We start from the raw sequence: 17,849 nt of genomic DNA, 5'->3' as shown, positions 1-17,849 counted from the left end.
CTCGGAAGGTCAGCGGCGGCGGTATGCGGGGTCGCGCTTCTCGGCGAAGGCGCGGGCGCCCTCCTTCGCGTCCTCCGTGTCGAAGATCGGCCGGCCGTGGGCCAGTTCGGCGGCGAGCCCGTCGGCCTCCGTCAGCTCCGCCGTCTCGTACACGGACGCCTTCACCGCCTCGACGGCGAGGGGGCCGCAGGCGTTCACCATCTCCGCGAGGGCCAGAGCCCGCTCCAGCGCGGTCCCGTCGGGGACGACCTGGCCGACGAGCCCGATGCGCTGCGCTTCGTCGGCGGTGTAGGGGCGGCCGGTGAGCAGCATCTCCAGGGCATGGGTGCGGGGGATCTGGCGCGGTAGGCGCACGGTGGAGCCGCCGATCGGGAAGAGCGCGCGCCGCACCTCGAAGAGTCCGAAGACGGCGCCGGCGCCGGCCACCCGGATGTCGGTGCCCTGGAGGATCTCGGTGCCGCCGGCGACGCAGGGGCCCTCGACGGCGGCGATCACCGGTTTGCGGGGGCGGTGGTGGCGGAGCATGGCCTTCCAGTGCAGGTCCGGGTCGTCCTTCATCCGCTGTCGGTACGCGTCGGCGACCGGTGCGCCCCGGCCGGCGAGGGCCTTGAGGTCCATGCCGGCGCAGAAGGAGCCGCCGGCGCCGGTGAGGACGATCGACCGCACGGAGTCGTCGGCGTCGGCGGCCAGCCAGCCGTCGTACAGGCCGACGAGCATGGGCAGCGACAGGGCGTTCTTCGCCTCCGGCCGGTTCAGGGTGAGGACGAGGGTGGCGCCCTCGCGCCGTACGGCGAGGTGTTCCGTCCCTCCGTCGGCCGCCGGCTGCTTCGGCCGTCCCTGTGGTTCGGTCTGCATCTCATGACCTCCCGTCTGACGAGGACCCAGAACAGGTTGCAGGAGGTCGAGTCCCAGTTCAAGAGTGTTCTGACAGATAGTCAGATAATTGTGCGCCGGCCCTTCACAGTTCGGGCGTCCGGCGCTGTAATGACCGCCAACGGGCACTCCGCCGGGGTGTGTGCCGGGTCAGGAGGAGCGGTGGAGTACAACCTTGCCGACCTTTTCGAGTCCGTCGTCGACGTGGTGCCCGAGCGCGAGGCGCTGGTGTACCTCGACCACCCCGGGACGGGGGCGGCGCACCGACTGACCTACGCACAGGTGGACGCCGCGGCCAACCGGATCGCCCACCACCTGCTGGACGTCGGCGTACGGCCGGGCGAGCACCTGGGGCTGCACCTCTACAACGGGGTCGAGTACCTCCAGACGCTGCTCGGCTGCCTCAAGGCGCGCATCGTGCCGGTGAACGTCAACTACCGCTACGTTGAGGAGGAGTTGGCGTATCTGTACCGGGACGCGGACCTGGTGGCGCTCGTCTTCGACGCCGAGTTCACCGGGCGGGTGGCCGGTGCGCTGCCGCAGACCGAGAAGCTGCGCCACCTCGTACGGGTCGGCGCCCCGCCGCAGGACGCGCCGGCGGTCGACGCCGTTCCCTTCGCCCGGGCCGAGGCGGCCGGCTCGCCCGAGCGCTCCTTTCCCGACCGCTCCGCCGACGACCTCTTCATCATCTACACCGGCGGCACTACCGGGATGCCCAAGGGGGTGATGTGGCGCCAGGAGGACCTGTTCTTCTCCGGTCTCGGCGGGGGCGCGCCGACCGGGGAGCCGGTGGCGCGGCCCGAGGAGCTGGCCGCGCGGGTCGCCGCTGGCGGCGACGGCATCACCTTCTTCCCCACCGCCCCGCTGATGCACGGCACGTCCACGCTGACCGCGTTCATCGGCTTCGACTTCGGCCAGCGGGTGGTCCTGCACCGCAAGTTCGCCCCCCACGAGGTGCTGCGGACGATCGCGGCGGAGAAGGTGACCAGCGTGTCCCTGGTGGGGGACGCCATGCTCAGGCCGCTGATCGACGCGCTCAACGGGCCGCTGGCGGGCACCGACCTGTCCGCGCTGTTCAGCGTCTCCTCCTCCGGGGCGATCATGTCGGAGACCGTGCGCGCCCAGTTCGCGGCGCTCGCCCCGCACGTGATGCTGCTCAACAACTTCGGCTCGTCGGAGTCCGGCTTCAACGGCACGGCGACCGACGACTCGGGCCCGGAGCGGGGGTTCCGGCTCCGGGTGAACGCGCGCACGGCGGTGGTGGACCCGGTGACGCACGAGCCGGTCGCGGTCGGCGAGCCCGGGCGGATCGCCCAGCGCGGCCACGTCCCGCTCGGCTACTACAACGACCCGGCGAAGACGGCCGGCACCTTCTTCCGGCGCGGCGAGGAGCGCTGGGTACTGCTGGGCGACATGGCGACGGTGGACGACGAGGGCGTCGTGACCGTGCTCGGCCGGGGCTCCCAGTGCATCAACACCGGTGGCGAGAAGGTGTACCCGGAGGAGGTCGAGCAGGCGCTGAAGGCACATCCCCACGTGTACGACGCCCTGGTCGCCGGGGTGCCCGACGACCAGTGGGGCCATCGGGTGGCCGCCGTCGTCCAGGTCCGCGACGGAGTGCGGGCCCCGACGCTGGACGAGATCCGGGAGCACTGTCGCACCAAGCTCGCCGGCTACAAGATCCCCCGCCAGTTGGTGGTCGCCGACGAGATCCAGCGCTCCCCCAGCGGCAAGGCGGACTACCGCTGGGCCCGCGCGGTGGCGACCCGGGCCGCCGCGCCGTGACCGCGCCGAGCGCGTAGGACGCCCCGCCCCCGGTCGCGGAAGAAGCCCCGGTCGCCCCCTTGCCATCGGGCGTGACGTGCTGGATTACTGATCTCCAGCAAGACCGAATGATCGGTCGGCCGACGAGGGACGGGAGCGGTCAGCATGACGGACCTGCGGGACGCGGCGGAGCGCCTGAGCCGCCCGGAGCTCGAAGCCCTCCAGTTGGAACGGCTGCGCGCGACCCTGCGCCACGCGTACGAGAACGTCCCCTTCTACCGTCGCTCCTTCGCCGCCGCCGGGGTCCGCCCCGACGACTGCCGCACCCTCGCCGACCTCGCCCGCTTCCCCTTCACCGACAAGGAGGACCTGCGGGAGAACTACCCGTACGGGATGTTCGCGGTCCCCGAGTCCCGGGTGGCCCGCATCCACGCCTCCAGCGGCACCACGGGGCAGCCGACCGTGGTCGGGTACACCGCGCACGACCTGGACGTCTGGGCGGACGTCGTGGCCCGCTCGATCCGCGCCGCGGGGGGCCGCCCCGGCGACCGGGTCCACGTCGCGTACGGCTACGGCCTCTTCACCGGCGGACTCGGCGCGCACTACGGCGCCGAGCGGCTCGGCTGCACGGTGATCCCCGCCTCCGGCGGCATGACGGGCCGCCAGGTGCGCCTGATCCAGGACCTGCGCCCGCGGATCGTCATGGTGACTCCGTCGTACATGCTCACCCTCCTCGACGAGTTCGAACGCCAGGGCGTCGACCCGCGGTCCACCTCGCTGGAGGTGGGGATCTTCGGCGCGGAGCCCTGGACGGAGGAGATGCGCCGGGAGATCGAGGAGCGGTTCGCGATCGCCGCCGTCGACATCTACGGGCTGTCGGAGGTCATGGGGCCGGGGGTGGCGCAGGAGTGCGTGGAGACCCAGGACGGGCTACACGTCTGGGAGGACCACTTCCTGCCCGAGGTCGTGGACCCGTCCACGGGCGAGGTGCTGCCGGACGGCGCGCCCGGCGAGGTGGTCTTCACCACCCTCACCAAGGAGGCGGTGCCCGTGGTCCGCTACCGGACGCGGGACCTCACCCGGCTGCTGCCCGGCACGGCGCGGCCGGCCTTCCGCCGCATGGCGAGGGTGACCGGCCGCAGCGACGACATGATCGTGCTGCGCGGGGTGAACGTCTTCCCCACCCAGATCGAGGAGGTCGTGCTGCGCACGCCCCGCCTCGCGCCCCACTTCCAACTGCGGCTCACCCGCGAGGGCCGGCTGGACGCGCTGACGGTGCTGACCGAGGCGCGCCCGGGCAGCACGCGCGAGGAGCGCACCGCGGCGGCCCGGGCGGTCGCGGCGGCCGTCAAGGACGGCGTCGGCGTTTCGGTAACGGTCGAGGTGGTGGATCCGGACACCCTGGAGCGCTCGACGGGCAAGGTCCAGCGGATCGTGGATCTGCGGAGGTAGCGACCGCGGGAACCCTCCGGATCATTTCTGATAACCCCTCAGCTTAGCGGGATCCGGGGCGTCACCGCGCGCCGGCCGTGCTTTCTGGCCACCTCTCGCACTGCGCCGAACGCAATTAGGCAGTTCGTCAGTGGCACGCGTTTCAACCGTGCTCAACTGGTGAAAAGTCGCGCACAGAGCGTACGGGGGCGCGCAGATTCTGCGTGGAGAGCCACGACACGACCCGAGGAGCTTCACATGACGACCGTTCTTCTGGTTCACGCGGTGTCCCTGTGGCGAGCCTCTTTGGCCTGCCTGCTCAGCACGGACGCGCGCCTGGACGTACGGGCAACGGACAAGGGAGGAGTGCGCGCCTTCATGGAGGAATGTCCGCCTGACGTCGTCCTGACGGATCTGGACTGTCCCCACTCGCTGGAAGTGCTCACCTTCATGGAGTCCATACGGAAGCCGGCCGTCGAGGCACCGGCCCTGATGGTGCTGGCGCGCGGGGACCGCGCCGGTGACCTGCGCCGGGCCAGCGACGCCGGCGCCACGGGGTACGTCGACAAACTCGGCCCCGTCGACAGCCTGTGCGCCGTGGTGCGCAAGGTGGCGACGGGGGGCCGCCACATCGACGAGTCGCTCGCCTTCGGCCTGCTCAGGGCCGCGGACGTGCCACTGTCACCACGTGAGTTACGGGTGCTCGCCCTGGCGGCCGAAGGCGAGTCGGTCACCTCGATAGCGAGCGCACTGCACCTCGCCAGCGGTACGGTGCGCAACTACCTCGCCGCGGCGATACGCAAGACCGGCGGCCGCAACCGCCTCGATGCGATACGGCTCTCCCGGGACTTCGGCTGGTTGTAGGACACCGGGGGCGGGTCGTCAGGCACCGGGGAGGCGGTCGAGGTCGGCGGCCCAGTGCCCGGCCAGTTCACGGAAGAGCGGGGAGCGCGACAGCAGCTCGTCCGGTGTGCCGCAGTCGGTCCGGGTGCCGTCCATCACCAGGACCCGTCGCGCACGCCGGGCCGAGGTGAGTCGATGGGCGATGACCACGGTCGTCGCGCCCCGGGCGGCGAGCGCCGTCTCGGCGCGGGCCTCCGCGGCGGGGTCCAGATGGCTGGTCGCCTCGTCCAGGATGAGCAGGGGCGTCGCCGCCACGTGCGCGCGGCCCAGCGCCACGAGTTGGCACTCCCCGCGGGAGAGCCGCCGTGGGTCGAAGGGCGTGTCCAGGCCGCCGAGCCGGGCGGCGAGGGTGTCGAGCCCGATGGCCGCCACCGCAGCGGCGACCTCGGCGTGGGAGGCGTCCGGCCGCAGGTAGCGCAGGTTGTCGCGGAGCGTGCCGGTGAAGACGTACGGCTGCTGGGGCAGCAGGGTCCGTACGTCGGTGGGCTCCCACCGTGCGGCGGGGCGCCCCAGCCAGTGCACCTCGCCGGCGGTGGGGGCCGTCACGCCGGCGAGCACGGCGGCGAGGGTGGACTTGCCGCTGCCGCTGGGGCCGACGACGGCCAGGTGGTCACCGGGTTCGAGGACGAGGTCCAGCCCGTCGAGGACGGGCCGGGCGTGCGGTCCGTACGCGAAGGTGACCGCGCGCAACTCGGCGCCGGCGCCGGCCGCGGGGGCGGGGCGACGGGTGCGGGCGGGGTCGGGCGCCGGGGGCAGCGGCGCCGGTCCCGTGAAGCGGTCCAGCACCACGACGAGTCGACCGCCGGCGGTACCCAGCGCGTTCAGCAGCGCGTTCAGGGCCGGTGCCAGCGCCGTCGTCACATAGGCGAACGCGCCGACGAGCGCGCCGGTGCTCACCCCGCTGCGCAACAGCCACGGCGCCGCTGCCAGCAGCAGGACCACGGGGGCCCGTTCGCCGACGGCGAGGGCGATGACGCGGACGGCGCTCCAGCGGGCGAGCGAACGGGACGCCCGGGTCTGCTGCTCGGTGAGGTTCCCGGTGCGCTCGCCGAGCGGTCCGGCGGCACCCGTGGCGGCGATGTCCCGCAGCGCGCCCGCGGCCTGCCCGGCGTGCGCGGCGAACTCCTCGTCCAGGTCGAGGTAGGCACGCTGACGGGCGCCCATGGGCACCAGCGTCGCCAGGAACAGCGCGGTGCCGAGCAGCAGTGGCGGCAGGACGACGACCAGCAGCCGCGGCGACAGGGTCGCCATCCCGCTCAGCGCGCCGGCGGAGGTGAAGACGAACCCCCTGGTCGCGAGGGTGAGTCCGGCCCAGCCGTCACGGGCGATCTCGCTCTGGTGGGTGACCTGGGAGACGGAGTGGGTGGTGGCGGCGGTGGCGCGGTTCAGTCCGGCGCCAAGGGCCCGGGCCACCGCCCGCCGCACCAGCCCGTCCCGCAGCGGCTCCACCAGGTCGGCGAGCCCGCCGAAGACGCCGCGGGCGGCGAAGAGCGCGGGCACCACGGCGACCGCGGCGACGGCCAACCACACCAGGCCGGTGGTGGGCGCGTCCGCGAGGAAACCGTCGTCGAGGGCGCGGGCGATGGCGAAGCCGGTGACGAAGGTCTGCCCGAACTCCAGCAGCGACCAGCCCGTGAGCCGCAGCAACACGCGGCGCCGTGCGCGGAGGAACGGCAGCCCTTCACGGACGACGCGCCGCAGCGCCCCGGTCTCCGCGGCGGTGGCCCGGCTCATGGCCGCACCTCGTCCAGGGCGTCGCCGGGCGCAGACTCGCCGACGTCGACTTCGGCACTGGATTCGGCTTCGGCCGGCTGGAACAGTTCGCGGTAGGCCGCGTCGCGCCACAGGTCCCGGTGGCGGCCGACGGCCCGTACGGTGCCGTCCGCCAGCCAGACGACGCGGTCCGCTGCGGCGGCCGTGGAGACGCGGTGGGCGACGACGAGACGGGTGCAACTGCCGGCGCGGCGCGACAGGGCCCGCTGGATGCGGTCCTCGGTGACGGTGTCGAGGCTGGAGGTGGCGTCGTCGAGCACCAGGAGGCGTCCGCCGCGGGCGAACGCCCGGGCCAGTCCGAGGCGCTGGTACTCGCCGCCGGACAGCGGCGCGTCGGCGAGGGGGGTGTGCGCGCCGAGCGGAAGCAGTGACACGTAGCCGTCGGCGGACGCGTCGCGCAGGGCGTCGCGCAGGGCCTGCTTCGAGGGTCGGCTCGGGCCGACGGCGACGGCGTCCTCGACGGTCGTGCCGAGCAGTGCGGGCCGGGCGAAGGCGTACGCGACGACGTGGCGCAGCGCGTCGGGGGCGACCCCGTCGAGGGGGACGCCGTCGAGGAGGACCCGCCCCGTGTCGGGGTCGGTGAGCCGGCCGGCCACGGCGGCCACCAGGGACTTGCCGGCGCCGGAGCGGCCCACCACCGCGGCCGACGTGCCTCCGGGCACGGTGAAGGACACGTCCGTCAGCAGCTGCCGGCCCTCGCGCACCACGTGGACACCGCGCAGTTCGAGGGTGCCGGGGCCGTCGGACGGCAGGGTCAGCGAGCGGTGGGGCACGGCGGGCAGCGCGAGGAGGGGGTCGAGCCGGCGGGCGGCGCTGCGCCCGCGGGCGATGGCGCTCAGGGCGCCGGTGAGGACGCCGAGTCCGACAGCGAGGACGGCGTAGCGCGAGACGGCCAGCAGGTCGCCGACGCTCAGTGCGCCGGCCGCGAGCCGCAGGCCGGCGACGGCGAGGACGAGCACGGTCAGCAGCGGCAGCAGGACGGCCGCGCCCGCGGTGGCCCGGCCGTGGACGTCCCAGGTGCGGCGGCCGTGTGCGGCGAGCCGGCCGAGCGGCTCGGTGATCCGGGCGTGTTCGCGCCGGGCGGTTCCGGCCGCCCGTACGGTGGCGGCGCCCTCCAGCGTCTCGGTGAGCCGGGTGGCGATGAGCGCCTGTTCGTGCTGGTAGTCGGCCGCGGCGGCGCTGGTGCGGCGCACCAGCAGGTGCAGCAGGACCACGAAGGCGGGGAAGCCGACGAGCAGCGCGAGGCCCGTCCAGGGGTCGATGAGGAACAGCGCGACGGCGGCGCCGACGGGCACCAGGGCGCCGGAGACGACGGTGGCGACGGAGACGGGCACGGTGGCCGCCTCGGCGGCGTTGGCGGTGAGGCGGGTGGTGAGGTCACCGGGCGGGTGCGCTTCGGCGTGGCGGGGCTCGGTGCGCAGCAGCCGGCGAAGGAGCGCGGTGCGCAGCCGGGCGGCGCGGACTGCGGTGTGGGTGCCGCCGAGGAGGACGACGAGGGCGTCGAACGCGGCCTCCGTAGCCGTCAGCGCGGCGCACAGCGCCACGGCGGTCCACGGGACGTTGCCGTCGGTGACCGCCCGGTCCAGGGTGTCGCCGAGCACGGCGGGCAGGGCGAGTGCGGCGAGTGCCCCACCCGTGGCGCACGACACCAGGAGCACCAGGCCCGGGCGCCCGTGCGGAACGGGTCCCTCCGTCGGGCTGCTGCTCGGCATGGGGGCCTTCCTCATGGGTCCGGGCACGACCTGGGTCGTGCGGGACCGGTCCCGGGTGAGCCCGGGACCGGTCCGTGGTGCAGCGCTTCGTCAGCGCCTCAACAGCTCAGCTCCGTGTTTCGAGGGTGTGCGGACCCTAGAAGCACTGGATGAGGCTGACGGAGCTGCCCTGACACAGCAGCAGGCTCGCGCTGCTGACGGTCTCCAGGTCACCGACGGCCTCTTCGGTCTCGGCGATCTCCAGGGTCTGCAGGTCGAGAAGTGCCATGACGTGCTCCTTCCACGGGGACGGATGTTTCTTGGCGGTGCTCAACCCCTGGGCGGGGCTGGGCGGTGTGACGGCGAGCGTCACACGGTCGGTGCTGCAGAGCTTCAGCGGTTCAGCGGCTCAGCGGCTCAGCGGCTCAGAAGCACTGGATGAGGCTGAGGGAGCTGCCCTGGCAGACCAGCAGGCTCGCGCTGCTGACGCCTTCCAGCTCACCGACGGCCTGCTCCTCGGTCTCGGCGATCTCCAGGGTCTGCAGGTCGAGAAGTGCCATGACGTGCTCCTTCCATGGGGACGGTGTGGTGCTTGTGCTCAACCCCTGACTGGGGCCGACTCGTGGGCTCGGGTGAGCGGTGGGACGAACGGCAGCGACATCGGGCGGTCGCCGAGCGCGCTGCCGAGGGCGAGCAGGCAGCCGGCTGTGCCGGTGGCCAGGTCCATGGACCGGCGCATCAACTGCTCCCCGGGGAAGGCCAACTCGCCCCGGTAGGGGGTGGCCTGGAGGTCCATCAGCCTCAGGTGCCGGTCGATGGCGCGCCGGCGTTCGGCGGGGTCGCCCACGGGGGTGCGGGCGAGTTGGAGGACGAAGCCCCCGAGTCCCCGGTACAGCGCGGGCTGGATGTAGAACGCGCAGCGCAGCGCCGGCTCGATGGCGGTGCGGGCGGTGGTGAACTGTTCGTCGGGGCGGTGGGCCAGGTAGTCGTCGAGGACGAGGGCCACTCCGGCGCTGCCGGCGCCGAGGTACGGCATCAGCCGTCGGCCCTCGACGACGTGCAGGCCGTCGCCGGGCGCGGGCTTGCAGCGCTCCAGGTCGCGCCGGAGCGCGGTGGCGGCCAGGTCGAGCAGGGCGGGGTCGCCGGTCGCCTCGTACCGCCGTACGAACAGCAGGGCGAGGCCGCTGGCGCCGTGCAGCAGTCCGGCGCGGGCCGTGGGCGGGCCGTCGGTCAGCGCGCGGGCGGCGAGTTCGAGGCAGCGGTCGGCGGCTGCGGCCAGTTCGGCGGCCTCGGACCCGGTCCTGTTGCCCGCCAGGTCGTACAGCGCCAGGGCGATGCCGGCCAGTCCGCCGTGCAGGTCGGAGGGCAGGTGCTCCAGGGGTTGGCGGATCACGAGGTGGGCGAGTTCGGCCGCCTGGGCGGGGTGTCCGAGGCGGTCGAGCGTCCAGGCGATGCCGGCGAGGCCGTCGTGGAAGCCGGGCAGGGTGCCGGGCGCGGGTGCCTTCACCCGGTCCAGCAGCCACGCGAGGGCTTCGGGGCAGGTGGCGGCGCCCGTCTCGTGCAGGGCGTACAGCACGCCGGCGGCTCCGTAGCCGAAGGACTGGCCGCCGGCCGGGTTGCTGAACTGGGCGATGTCGCCGGGGAAGCAGCGGTCGTCCCGGCCGGGGGTGCAGGAGGCGGCGATGGCGCGGGCCATCGAGTCCCGGCTGCGCGGCCAGTCGTCGGGCCGGGGCACTTCGGCCGGGGCGCCCCCGCTCGGTGCGCCGCGCTGGATCCGGTGGACGGCTGGGCGCAGCGCGGACTCGGCGACCGGGAAGGTCTCGGCGGCGTACCGGGCCAGGCGCGGGGCGCGGCCCCGGTCGACCATGAAGAGCGTGGTCAGCGGAAGCAGCAGGGCGAGGCGCAGACAGGCCAGGGCGTAGTGGTCGATGTCGATGCCGGTGCAGTCGGCGGGGGCGACGAAGGCCGGGTTGGCGACGACCTGCCGGCGTTGGTCCTCTTCGACGGGGAAGGCCGCTTCGAAGTCGAGGAGCGTGACGCGTTCGCCGTCGTCGCTGACCATGATGTTGCTCATGTGCAGGTCGCTGAAGACCAGTCCACGGGCGTGGATCCGGCTCACGGCCCGCTCCACGCGTTCGTACGTCCGCTCCGCCCAGGCGGCGTACTCGGCGAGCGCCTCGGGGGTCGGGTTCGCCAAGGAGAGGGGGTAGCGGCGGGCCATGACGGTGTTGAGGGTGAGGCCGGGGACGTGTTCCAGGGCGAGGAAGCGGTGGTCCCCGATGTCGAAGGTCTCCAGCAGGGCGGGGACGCAGTCGAGCCCGGCGAGTTGTTCCAGGGCGACGCGTTCGCGGTCCAGTCGGGTGACGGCGTCGGCGCCGTCGGTGCCCAGGCCCGCGTACGGCCGGGCCTCCTTGAGGACGACGGTCTCGCCGGTGCGGGTGGAGCGGGCCCGGTAGACGCCGCCGCCGTTGGAGAAGTGGAGGGCGCCCTGGATCTCGTACGGCATGTCGGTCGTGCCGACGGCGGCCCTGGCTTCGAGGTGGGGGCGGAGGAAGGCGGGCGGGGTCACCCACTGGGGGAGGGTGAACCGGGGCCCGCGGGGGTCGGGCACCAAGGTGCCGTCGGGGTCCGCGATCGCCGGGACGGGCCGGCCGTCGGCGCTGAGGCAGTAGCGGGCAGCGAAGGCGCCGTAGCGGACGTGGACCGGTCCGTCGCCTATGCGCAGGTCGCTGAGGACGTACGGGCCGTGCTCCCCGGCGAGCAGGTCGGCCAGGTCCCGGCAGAGCTGCGGGAAGGAGGCGTCGTCCGTGCCGTCCGTGCCTTCAAGGGGGTAGACGGTGAGGAACTTCCCGCTGCCGGCGCGGTCCGCGTACTTGGCGTTGCGCAGGTTCAGCAGACGCGGCCCGGGGACGAACTTGTGCGGGACGCCCCGCTCCAGGCACAGGGCGTGGACCCGGCGCAGTACGGACTCGGCGTTGTCGGCCGCCGCGGAGACGTGGATCTTCCAGCCCTGGGGAGGGAGGGTGACGCCGGCCGGGGAGAAGGAGAGCCAGTCGCCGGAACGGGCAGTGGTCCAGCCTTCGGGGACGGGCGCGCGGGCGGCCTCGTACAGGGCGGCGTCCGGGGTGTCGGCGTCGGCGGGACGCAGCGGTGCGTCGTAGAAGTCACCGTCCGTCTGACAGTACGCGGCGTACTCCGGATTCACTCGCGCTCCTCACGGTCTCGTCGTGGCCGCTTCGACCTCGACGAGGTTTCCACCAGCGACCGCGGCGGCACAGTCCCCGATGTCACGTCTCACGGGTGTGCTCCGCACGTGCGCGGGGTGTGCACGCTGCACACCGGTGTGCACGGAGGCGGTGTGACGGAGGCGGTGTGCGCGGGAGTTCGCCGGGGCCGTGCGTCGGCGGCCGGCGGCCCTCAGGGGCTGAAGGAGAGGAAGACGAAGGCCGCGAAGAGCACCAGGTGGACGCCGCCCTGGAGGAGGGTGGCACGGCCGGGCACCACGGTCAGGGCACTGACGACGGCGGTGAGGGCTAGGAGGACCATGTTCGTGGGCCCCTCACCGAGGATCAGCGGGCCGGAGAGCCACAGGGACGCCAGGGCGATGGCCGGGATCGTCAGGCCGATGCTGGCCATGGCGGAGCCGTACGCGAGGTTCAGGCTGGTCTGCACCCGACCGCTGCGGGCGGCCCGCGCCGCGGCGACGGTCTCCGGCAGCAGCACCATCAGGGCGATGACCACGCCGACGGCGGAGATCGGCAGCCCGGCGGACGCCACGCCCCGCTCGATGGACGGGGAGACGAGCTTGGCGTTGCCGACCACGGCGATCAGCGCGACGAGCAGCAGGGCGAGGCTGAGTTGGGTTTCGCGCAGGGTCGGCGGCTCGGCGTGTTCGTCGGGTCCGATGGCGGAGCCGTCGGTGTGCACCGGGAGGAAGTAGTCGCGGTGGCGCACCGTCTGGACGCCGATGAACAGGCCGTACAGCAGGAGGGAGGCGACCGCGGCGAAGGCGAGTTGGGGTCCGGTGAACTCGGGGCCCGGCTTGCTGGTGGTGAAGGTGGGCAGGACGAGGGTCATGGTGGCGAGGGTGCAGGCGGTGGCCACGGCGCCGCCGGAGCCCTCCGCGTTGAAGACGGCGATCCGGTTGCGCAGGGTCGCCACCGTGAGGGACAGCCCCACGATGCCGTTGCAGGTGATCATCACGGCGGCGAACACGGTGTCCCGGGCGTAGGTGGCGGACTTCTCCCCGCCGCCCACCATCAGCATGACGATCAGCCCGACCTCGATGACGGTCACGGCGACGGCGAGGACGATCGACCCGAAGGGCTCCCCGACGCGGTGGGCGACGACCTCCGCGTGGTGGACCGCGGCGAGCACGGCGGCGATCAGGCACAGGGCGATCAGGGCGACGGCGAAGCCCGACAGTTCGCGCCCCCAGGCGACGACGAGAGCCACCACCGACACGAGGGGCGCCCACGTGGTCCATTGCGACAGGTGCGCCGCGGTGCCGGTCTTCATACCGACACGCTGCCAGCAGGTGGCGGGATGCGCCCGTCGTGGTGAGCCGGGCGGGGGTCCCGCGGTGCCGTGGCCGCCCCCGCCCGGTCACAGGGGGCGGTCGTGGCCCGCCCAGTAGGGTTCGCGCAGCCGGCGCTTGTACAGCTTGCCGTTGGGGTCGCGGGGCATGACGGGCAGGAAGTCCACGCTCCTGGGCCGTTTGTACCCGGCGAGCCGCTGCGCGCAGTGGGCGAGCAGTGCGCCCGCCAGCTCTTCGCCGGCCCGCTGGCCGTCGGCGGGTTCGACGACGGCCTTGACCTCCTCGCCCCAGTCGGGGTGCGGGATCCCGAAGACGGCGGCGTCGGCGACCGCGGGGTGGGCGAGCAGCGCCGCCTCGACCTCGGCGGGGTAGATGTTGACGCCGCCCGAGATGATCATGTCGATCTTGCGGTCGCGCAGGAAGAGGTAGCCGTCCTCGTCGAGCACGCCGAGGTCGCCGACGGTGAAGAAGTCCCCGACGCGCGTCGCCTCGGTCTTCGTGTCGTCCTTGTGGTAGCGGAAGCCGCCGGTGGTCATCCTCATGTAGACGGTGCCCAGCTCACCGGGCGGCAGGCGGTTGCCGTCGTCGTCGAGGACGGCGAGTTCGCTGATGGGCCACGCCCGGCCGACCGTGCCCGGCTTCTTCAGCCAGTCCTCGGCGGTGGCGAACGCGCCGCCGCCCTCGCTCGCCGCGTAGTACTCCTCCACGCACGTCCCCCACCAGGCGATCATCGCCCGCTTCACGTGGTCGGGGCAGGGCGCGGCGCCGTGGATGGCGTGCCGCAGGGACGTGACGTCGTAGCGCGCCTTGACCTCGTCGGGCAGGGCGAGGAGCCGGTGGAACTGGGTGGGCACCATGTGGGTGTGGGTGCAGCCGTACGCGTCGATCAGCCGCAGCATCTCCTCGGGGGCCCACTTGTCCATCAGGACCAGTGGGTGCCCGATGTGCAGCGAGGCGGCGGCGAACTGGAGCACGGCCGTGTGGTACAGCGGCGAGCACACCAGGTGGACGTTGCCGTCGAAGGGCCGGATGCCGAAGATGCCGAGGAAGCCGCCGAGGTGGGCCTGCTCGGGCCGCTTGCCGGTCAGCGGGCGGCGGATGCCGCGCGGCCGTCCGGTGGTGCCCGAGGTGTAGTTCATGACCCAGCCCAGCGTGCGGTCGTTCGGCGGTGATGCGGGGTGACCGTCGAGGAGGTCGGCGTACGGGCGGAAGCCGTCGACGTCCCCGACCGCGTAGCGGCGGTCCGCGGCGAGGCCGGCTTCGTCGGCTGCGGCCGTGGCGGCTTCGGCGTACCGCTCGTGGGCGATGAGGACGCGGGCGCCGCAGTCGGCGACGATCCAGGCGATCTCGGGTCCGACGAGGTGGTGGTTGACGGGGACGAGGTACATCCCGGCCTGGGTCGCGGCCAGGTGGGCCGTGAGCAGTTCGACGCCGTTGGGCAGCACGGTGGCGAAGGCGTCGCCGCGCCGGAGGCCGGCGGCGCGCAGCCCGTGGACGAGTCGGTTGGCGGCGCGGTGCAGCCGGTCGGCGCTCCAGCTCTCGCCGTCGGGGGCGATCAGCACGGTGCGGTCCGGGTCGGCCGTCGCCTGGGCCCAGAAGCCCTGGGGCCGGTCGGGGCTCGCAGGCGGGAGGTTGGGTGGGGTCGCCGGGGCCACTGGCGTTGCCGGGATCTCCGGACGTGGTGGGTTCACGGGGCTCATGGGGCGTCACTCCCTTCCGGCGCTGCGGTTGACGGCGGCGACGGCCCGTTCGAAGCCGCGGGTCAGGTCGTCGACGACCTCCTGCACGGACCGTTCCGAGGTCATCCGGCCGACGATCTGTCCGACGGGGGTGCCGAGCAGGGGTACGACGTCGTGCTTCTGGATGCGGGTGACGGCCTCGGCGACGAGCAGGCCCTGGAGCGGCATGGGGAGCGCACCGGGCCCGGCGGGGTCGTCCCAGGCATCGGTCCACTCGGTGCGCAGCTGCCGGGCCGGCTTGCCGGTCAGGGCGCGGGAGCGGACGGTGTCGCCGGAGCCGGCCGCGAGCAGTTTCTCCGTCAGGGCGCGGGAGTGCAGGTCGGCCTCGGTCGTGGTGAGCCAGAGGGAGCCGAGCCAGACGCCCTGGGCGCCGAGGGCGAGCGCCGCGGCGATCTGCCGCCCGCTGCCGATGCCGCCGGCGGCCAGCACCGGCAGCGGGGCGACGGCGTCGACGACCTCGGGGGTGAGGACCATGGAGGCGATCTCACCGGTGTGGCCGCCGGCTTCGTACCCCTGGGCGACGACGACGTCGATGCCGGCGTCCGCGTGGCGGCGGGCGTGGCGGGCGCTGCCGGCGAGGGCGGCGACGCGCACCCCGTGGTCGTGGGCGCGGGCGACGACGTCGGCGGGCGGCGGACCGAGGGCGTTGGCCAGCAGCTTGACGGGGTAGTCGAAGGCGACGTCGAGTTGGGTGCGGGCGACCTGCTCCATCCAGCCGGTGATGCGCCAGCCGCTGGCTTCGCCGTCGGCGAGTTCGGGGACGCCGTGCCGGGCGAGGACGTCGCGGACGAACTGCCGGTGGCCCTCGGGGATCAGCGCCTCCACCTCCGCCTCGGTCGGCGTGGCGGTGCCCGGCACCTCGGCCCGTCGGGCGGGCATGACGACGTCGAGTCCGTACGGCAGGCCGTCGCTGTGTTCGGCCAGCCAGTCGAGGTCGCGCCGCAGGTCGTCGGGGGCGGTGTAGCGGACGGCGCCCAGGACGCCGAAGCCGCCCGCGCGGGTGATGGCCGCGGCCACGGCCGGGAACGGCGTGAAGCCGAAGAGGGCGTGCGCCACCCCGAGGGACTTGCTCAGCTCCGTCTCCATGGGCGCAGGATGCCGCAGCCGTCCGATCGAGGGAAGAGATTTTCTGATGCTGCGTCAGTTTTCTGGTGGGGGCGTTCGAAGGTCAACGGACGGTTGACAGCCCTTCAGTACCGCAAGAAAGTTTCACTGCTGACCGACGTTTCGAAAGATACTTTCAGGAAGCGGGGTACGGGTGACCAAGGACGCGGCGCGGGGCGCGGATCGGAACGCGACGGAGGGCAGAGGGATCAGCAGACGGAGGTGGGGCGGCGGGGCGCTGGCCCTGGGCGGTGCGCTGGCGCTCGCCCCGATCCCGTTCGCCCAGGCGGCCGGGACCGGCCCGGATGATGGCGCGAGCACCGTCGGCGGCGCAGGGTCGGGCGCGGGCGCCGGCGGGCGGCGCACCCTGCGGCGCGGCTCGCCCGAGCGCGCGGGGCTGATCGCGGCACACCTGGACCGACTGGTCGCCGACGCCCGCGCCTACCTCGACCCCTCCCCCGTGCACCCCTGGTACGCGGGGGCGGTGCTGCTCGCCGGCCGCGGTGACACCGTCGCCCTGCACCGCCCCATCGGCATGGCCGTGCGCTACTCCGCGTACGACGAACGCACCGACACGGCCGTGGAGCTGCCGGCCGAGCAACAGGTCCCGATGGCCGAGGACACCGTCTTCGACCTGGCGTCGGTCTCCAAGCTCTTCACCTCCATCCTGGCGGTGCAGCAGATCGAGCGGGGCGCCCTGGAGCTTGCGGCGCGGGTGACGACGTACCTGCCGGAGTTCGGCGGCGGGGGCAAGCAGGACGTCACCGTGGTCCAGTTGCTCACCCACACCTCCGGATTCCGCTCCTGGATCCCGCTGTACCGGGAGCCGACGCGAGAGGGCAAGCTCAAGCTGGTGTGGGCGGAGGCGCCGGCGCATCCGCCCGGCTCGACGTACCTCTACTCCGACCTGAACCTGATCTCGCTCCAGTTGATCCTGGAACAGATCACCGGTCGCACTTTGGACCGCCTGCTCCACGACGAGATCACTGCTCCACTCGGGATGCGCCGCACTCGTTTCAACCCACCGCTCTCCTGGCGGCCGAAGATCGCCGCGACCGAGGACGCCCGGCCGCCGTGGTCCGGTCTCGACCGCGGCATGGTCCGGGGCGAGGTGCACGACGAGAACGCCTTCTCCTTCGGCGGCGTCGCAGGCCACGCCGGCGTCTTCTCCTGCGCCTGGGATCTCGCCGTCCTCGCCCGCACCCTCCTCGACGGCGGCGCGTACGGCACCGCCCGCATCCTGCGCCCGGACTCCGTCGAGCTGATGTTCACCGACTTCAACACCGCCTTCCCGGGCGACGAGCACGGCCTCGGATTCGAGCTGAACCAGCACTGGTACATGGGCGCTATGGCCACCCCGAACTCCGCGGGCCACACCGGTTTCACCGGCACCAGCCTCGTGCTGGACCCGAGCACGGACACGTTCCTCGTCGTCCTCGGCAACTCCGTTCACCCGGTCCGCACCTGGCGCTCCGGCAGCGCGCCGCGGGTCGCCGCCGCGAACAACCTCGCGCGCGCCGTCCCGGTACGCCCCGAACGGGGCCGCCGCGCCTGGTTCTCCGGCATGGCGTCCGCGACGACGGCCACGCTCGACCTGCCCGCCCTGTCGATCGGTTCGCGACGCGGCGGCACCCGGCTGGAGTGCGCCCTGTGGTGGGACACGGAGCCCACCGCCGACGCGCTCTTCCTGGAGGGCTCGGCGGACGGCGGGACGACCTGGCGGCCGGTGCCGTTCACGACCGTACGAGAGGACGAACGGCCCGAGGAGCGTCCGACCGGCTCGGTGACGGGCTGGTCCGGGCGCCGCTGGCACCGGCTGACAGCGGATCTTTCGCCGTGGCGCGGCGGTGAGCTGCGACTGCGCTGGCGGTACGCCACCGATGCGCGGTACGTGGGCCGCGGGGCGTACGTCACGGGGATGCGCGTCGAGGTCGGGGGCCGCCCGGTCTTCGACGAGTCCAGGCCGCGCGACGCCGCGAGGATCGTGGCGGACGGCTGGGTCGCGTCCGTCGACTGACGCGTCTGCGGCGCCTC

The 17,849-nt window shown here is 73.4% G+C and carries 13 protein-coding genes; 4 read left to right on the top strand and 9 right to left on the bottom strand.

Annotated elements, in window-relative coordinates; all coding sequences use genetic code 11:
* Positions 1 to 9 precede the first annotated feature (9 nt).
* Positions 10 to 855: a crotonase/enoyl-CoA hydratase family protein gene (locus tag AB0E05_RS22325; protein ID WP_361966094.1), complete on the bottom strand. Its 846-nt coding sequence runs from the start codon at positions 853 to 855 to the stop codon at positions 10 to 12.
* A gap of 180 nt (positions 856 to 1,035) precedes the next feature.
* Between AB0E05_RS22325 and AB0E05_RS22320 the strand changes: the two genes are divergently transcribed.
* The 3 genes from AB0E05_RS22320 (at position 1,036) to AB0E05_RS22310 (ending at position 4,932) form a co-directional block, all read left to right on the top strand.
* Positions 1,036 to 2,658 (top strand): acyl-CoA synthetase, encoded by a 1,623-nt coding sequence (locus tag AB0E05_RS22320; protein ID WP_361966092.1) that lies wholly within the window; start codon positions 1,036 to 1,038, stop codon positions 2,656 to 2,658.
* Between the two features lie 144 nt (positions 2,659 to 2,802).
* The gene (gene paaK, locus AB0E05_RS22315; protein ID WP_361966090.1) at positions 2,803 to 4,089 is read left to right on the top strand and encodes a phenylacetate--CoA ligase PaaK; all 1,287 of its coding nucleotides are present in this window, start codon (positions 2,803 to 2,805) and stop codon (positions 4,087 to 4,089) included.
* A gap of 237 nt (positions 4,090 to 4,326) precedes the next feature.
* Positions 4,327 to 4,932 (top strand): response regulator transcription factor, encoded by a 606-nt coding sequence (locus AB0E05_RS22310; protein WP_361966088.1) that lies wholly within the window; start codon positions 4,327 to 4,329, stop codon positions 4,930 to 4,932.
* Between the two features lie 18 nt (positions 4,933 to 4,950).
* On the opposite strand, the gene AB0E05_RS22305 is transcribed toward AB0E05_RS22310, so the two are convergent.
* From AB0E05_RS22305 to AB0E05_RS22270, 8 genes are all read right to left on the bottom strand, one after another.
* A complete protein-coding gene (locus AB0E05_RS22305) occupies positions 4,951 to 6,705 on the bottom strand; it encodes an ABC transporter ATP-binding protein (RefSeq protein ID WP_361966085.1) in 1,755 nt (584 codons plus the stop codon).
* Positions 6,702 to 8,456, bottom strand: a complete 1,755-nt coding sequence (locus AB0E05_RS22300; RefSeq protein WP_361966083.1) for an ABC transporter ATP-binding protein — start codon at positions 8,454 to 8,456, stop codon at positions 6,702 to 6,704. Before AB0E05_RS22300 ends, AB0E05_RS22305 begins: the two co-directional genes overlap by 4 nt.
* A gap of 136 nt (positions 8,457 to 8,592) precedes the next feature.
* Positions 8,593 to 8,724: a SapB/AmfS family lanthipeptide gene (locus tag AB0E05_RS22295; RefSeq protein ID WP_361966081.1), complete on the bottom strand. Its 132-nt coding sequence runs from the start codon at positions 8,722 to 8,724 to the stop codon at positions 8,593 to 8,595.
* A 136-nt stretch (positions 8,725 to 8,860) separates the two neighbouring features.
* Positions 8,861 to 8,995 carry a SapB/AmfS family lanthipeptide gene (locus tag AB0E05_RS22290; protein WP_361966079.1) on the bottom strand — a complete coding sequence of 45 codons (135 nt, stop codon included), beginning with the start codon at positions 8,993 to 8,995 and terminating at the stop codon, positions 8,861 to 8,863.
* A gap of 38 nt (positions 8,996 to 9,033) precedes the next feature.
* Positions 9,034 to 11,640: a class III lanthionine synthetase LanKC gene (gene lanKC / locus AB0E05_RS22285; protein WP_361966077.1), complete on the bottom strand. Its 2,607-nt coding sequence runs from the start codon at positions 11,638 to 11,640 to the stop codon at positions 9,034 to 9,036.
* A gap of 212 nt (positions 11,641 to 11,852) precedes the next feature.
* On the bottom strand, positions 11,853 to 12,953 hold the full coding sequence (locus tag AB0E05_RS22280) for an ionic transporter y4hA (RefSeq protein ID WP_361966075.1): 1,101 nt from the start codon (positions 12,951 to 12,953) through the stop codon (positions 11,853 to 11,855).
* A gap of 87 nt (positions 12,954 to 13,040) precedes the next feature.
* Positions 13,041 to 14,672: an acyl-CoA synthetase gene (locus AB0E05_RS22275; protein WP_361966073.1), complete on the bottom strand. Its 1,632-nt coding sequence runs from the start codon at positions 14,670 to 14,672 to the stop codon at positions 13,041 to 13,043.
* A 6-nt stretch (positions 14,673 to 14,678) separates the two neighbouring features.
* A complete protein-coding gene (locus tag AB0E05_RS22270; RefSeq protein ID WP_361966071.1) occupies positions 14,679 to 15,797 on the bottom strand; it encodes a nitronate monooxygenase family protein in 1,119 nt (372 codons plus the stop codon).
* 172 nt (positions 15,798 to 15,969) lie between these two features.
* Between AB0E05_RS22270 and AB0E05_RS22265 the strand changes: the two genes are divergently transcribed.
* Positions 15,970 to 17,832, top strand: a complete 1,863-nt coding sequence (locus AB0E05_RS22265; protein WP_361966069.1) for a serine hydrolase — start codon at positions 15,970 to 15,972, stop codon at positions 17,830 to 17,832.
* Positions 17,833 to 17,849 lie beyond the last annotated feature (17 nt).

This window comes from Streptomyces sp. NPDC048057 (assembly GCF_040653095.1).
Taxonomy (GTDB): domain Bacteria; phylum Actinomycetota; class Actinomycetes; order Streptomycetales; family Streptomycetaceae; genus Streptomyces.
Note: the sequence above shows the minus strand (reverse complement) of the source record. Positions and strands in the feature narration are given on the sequence as shown.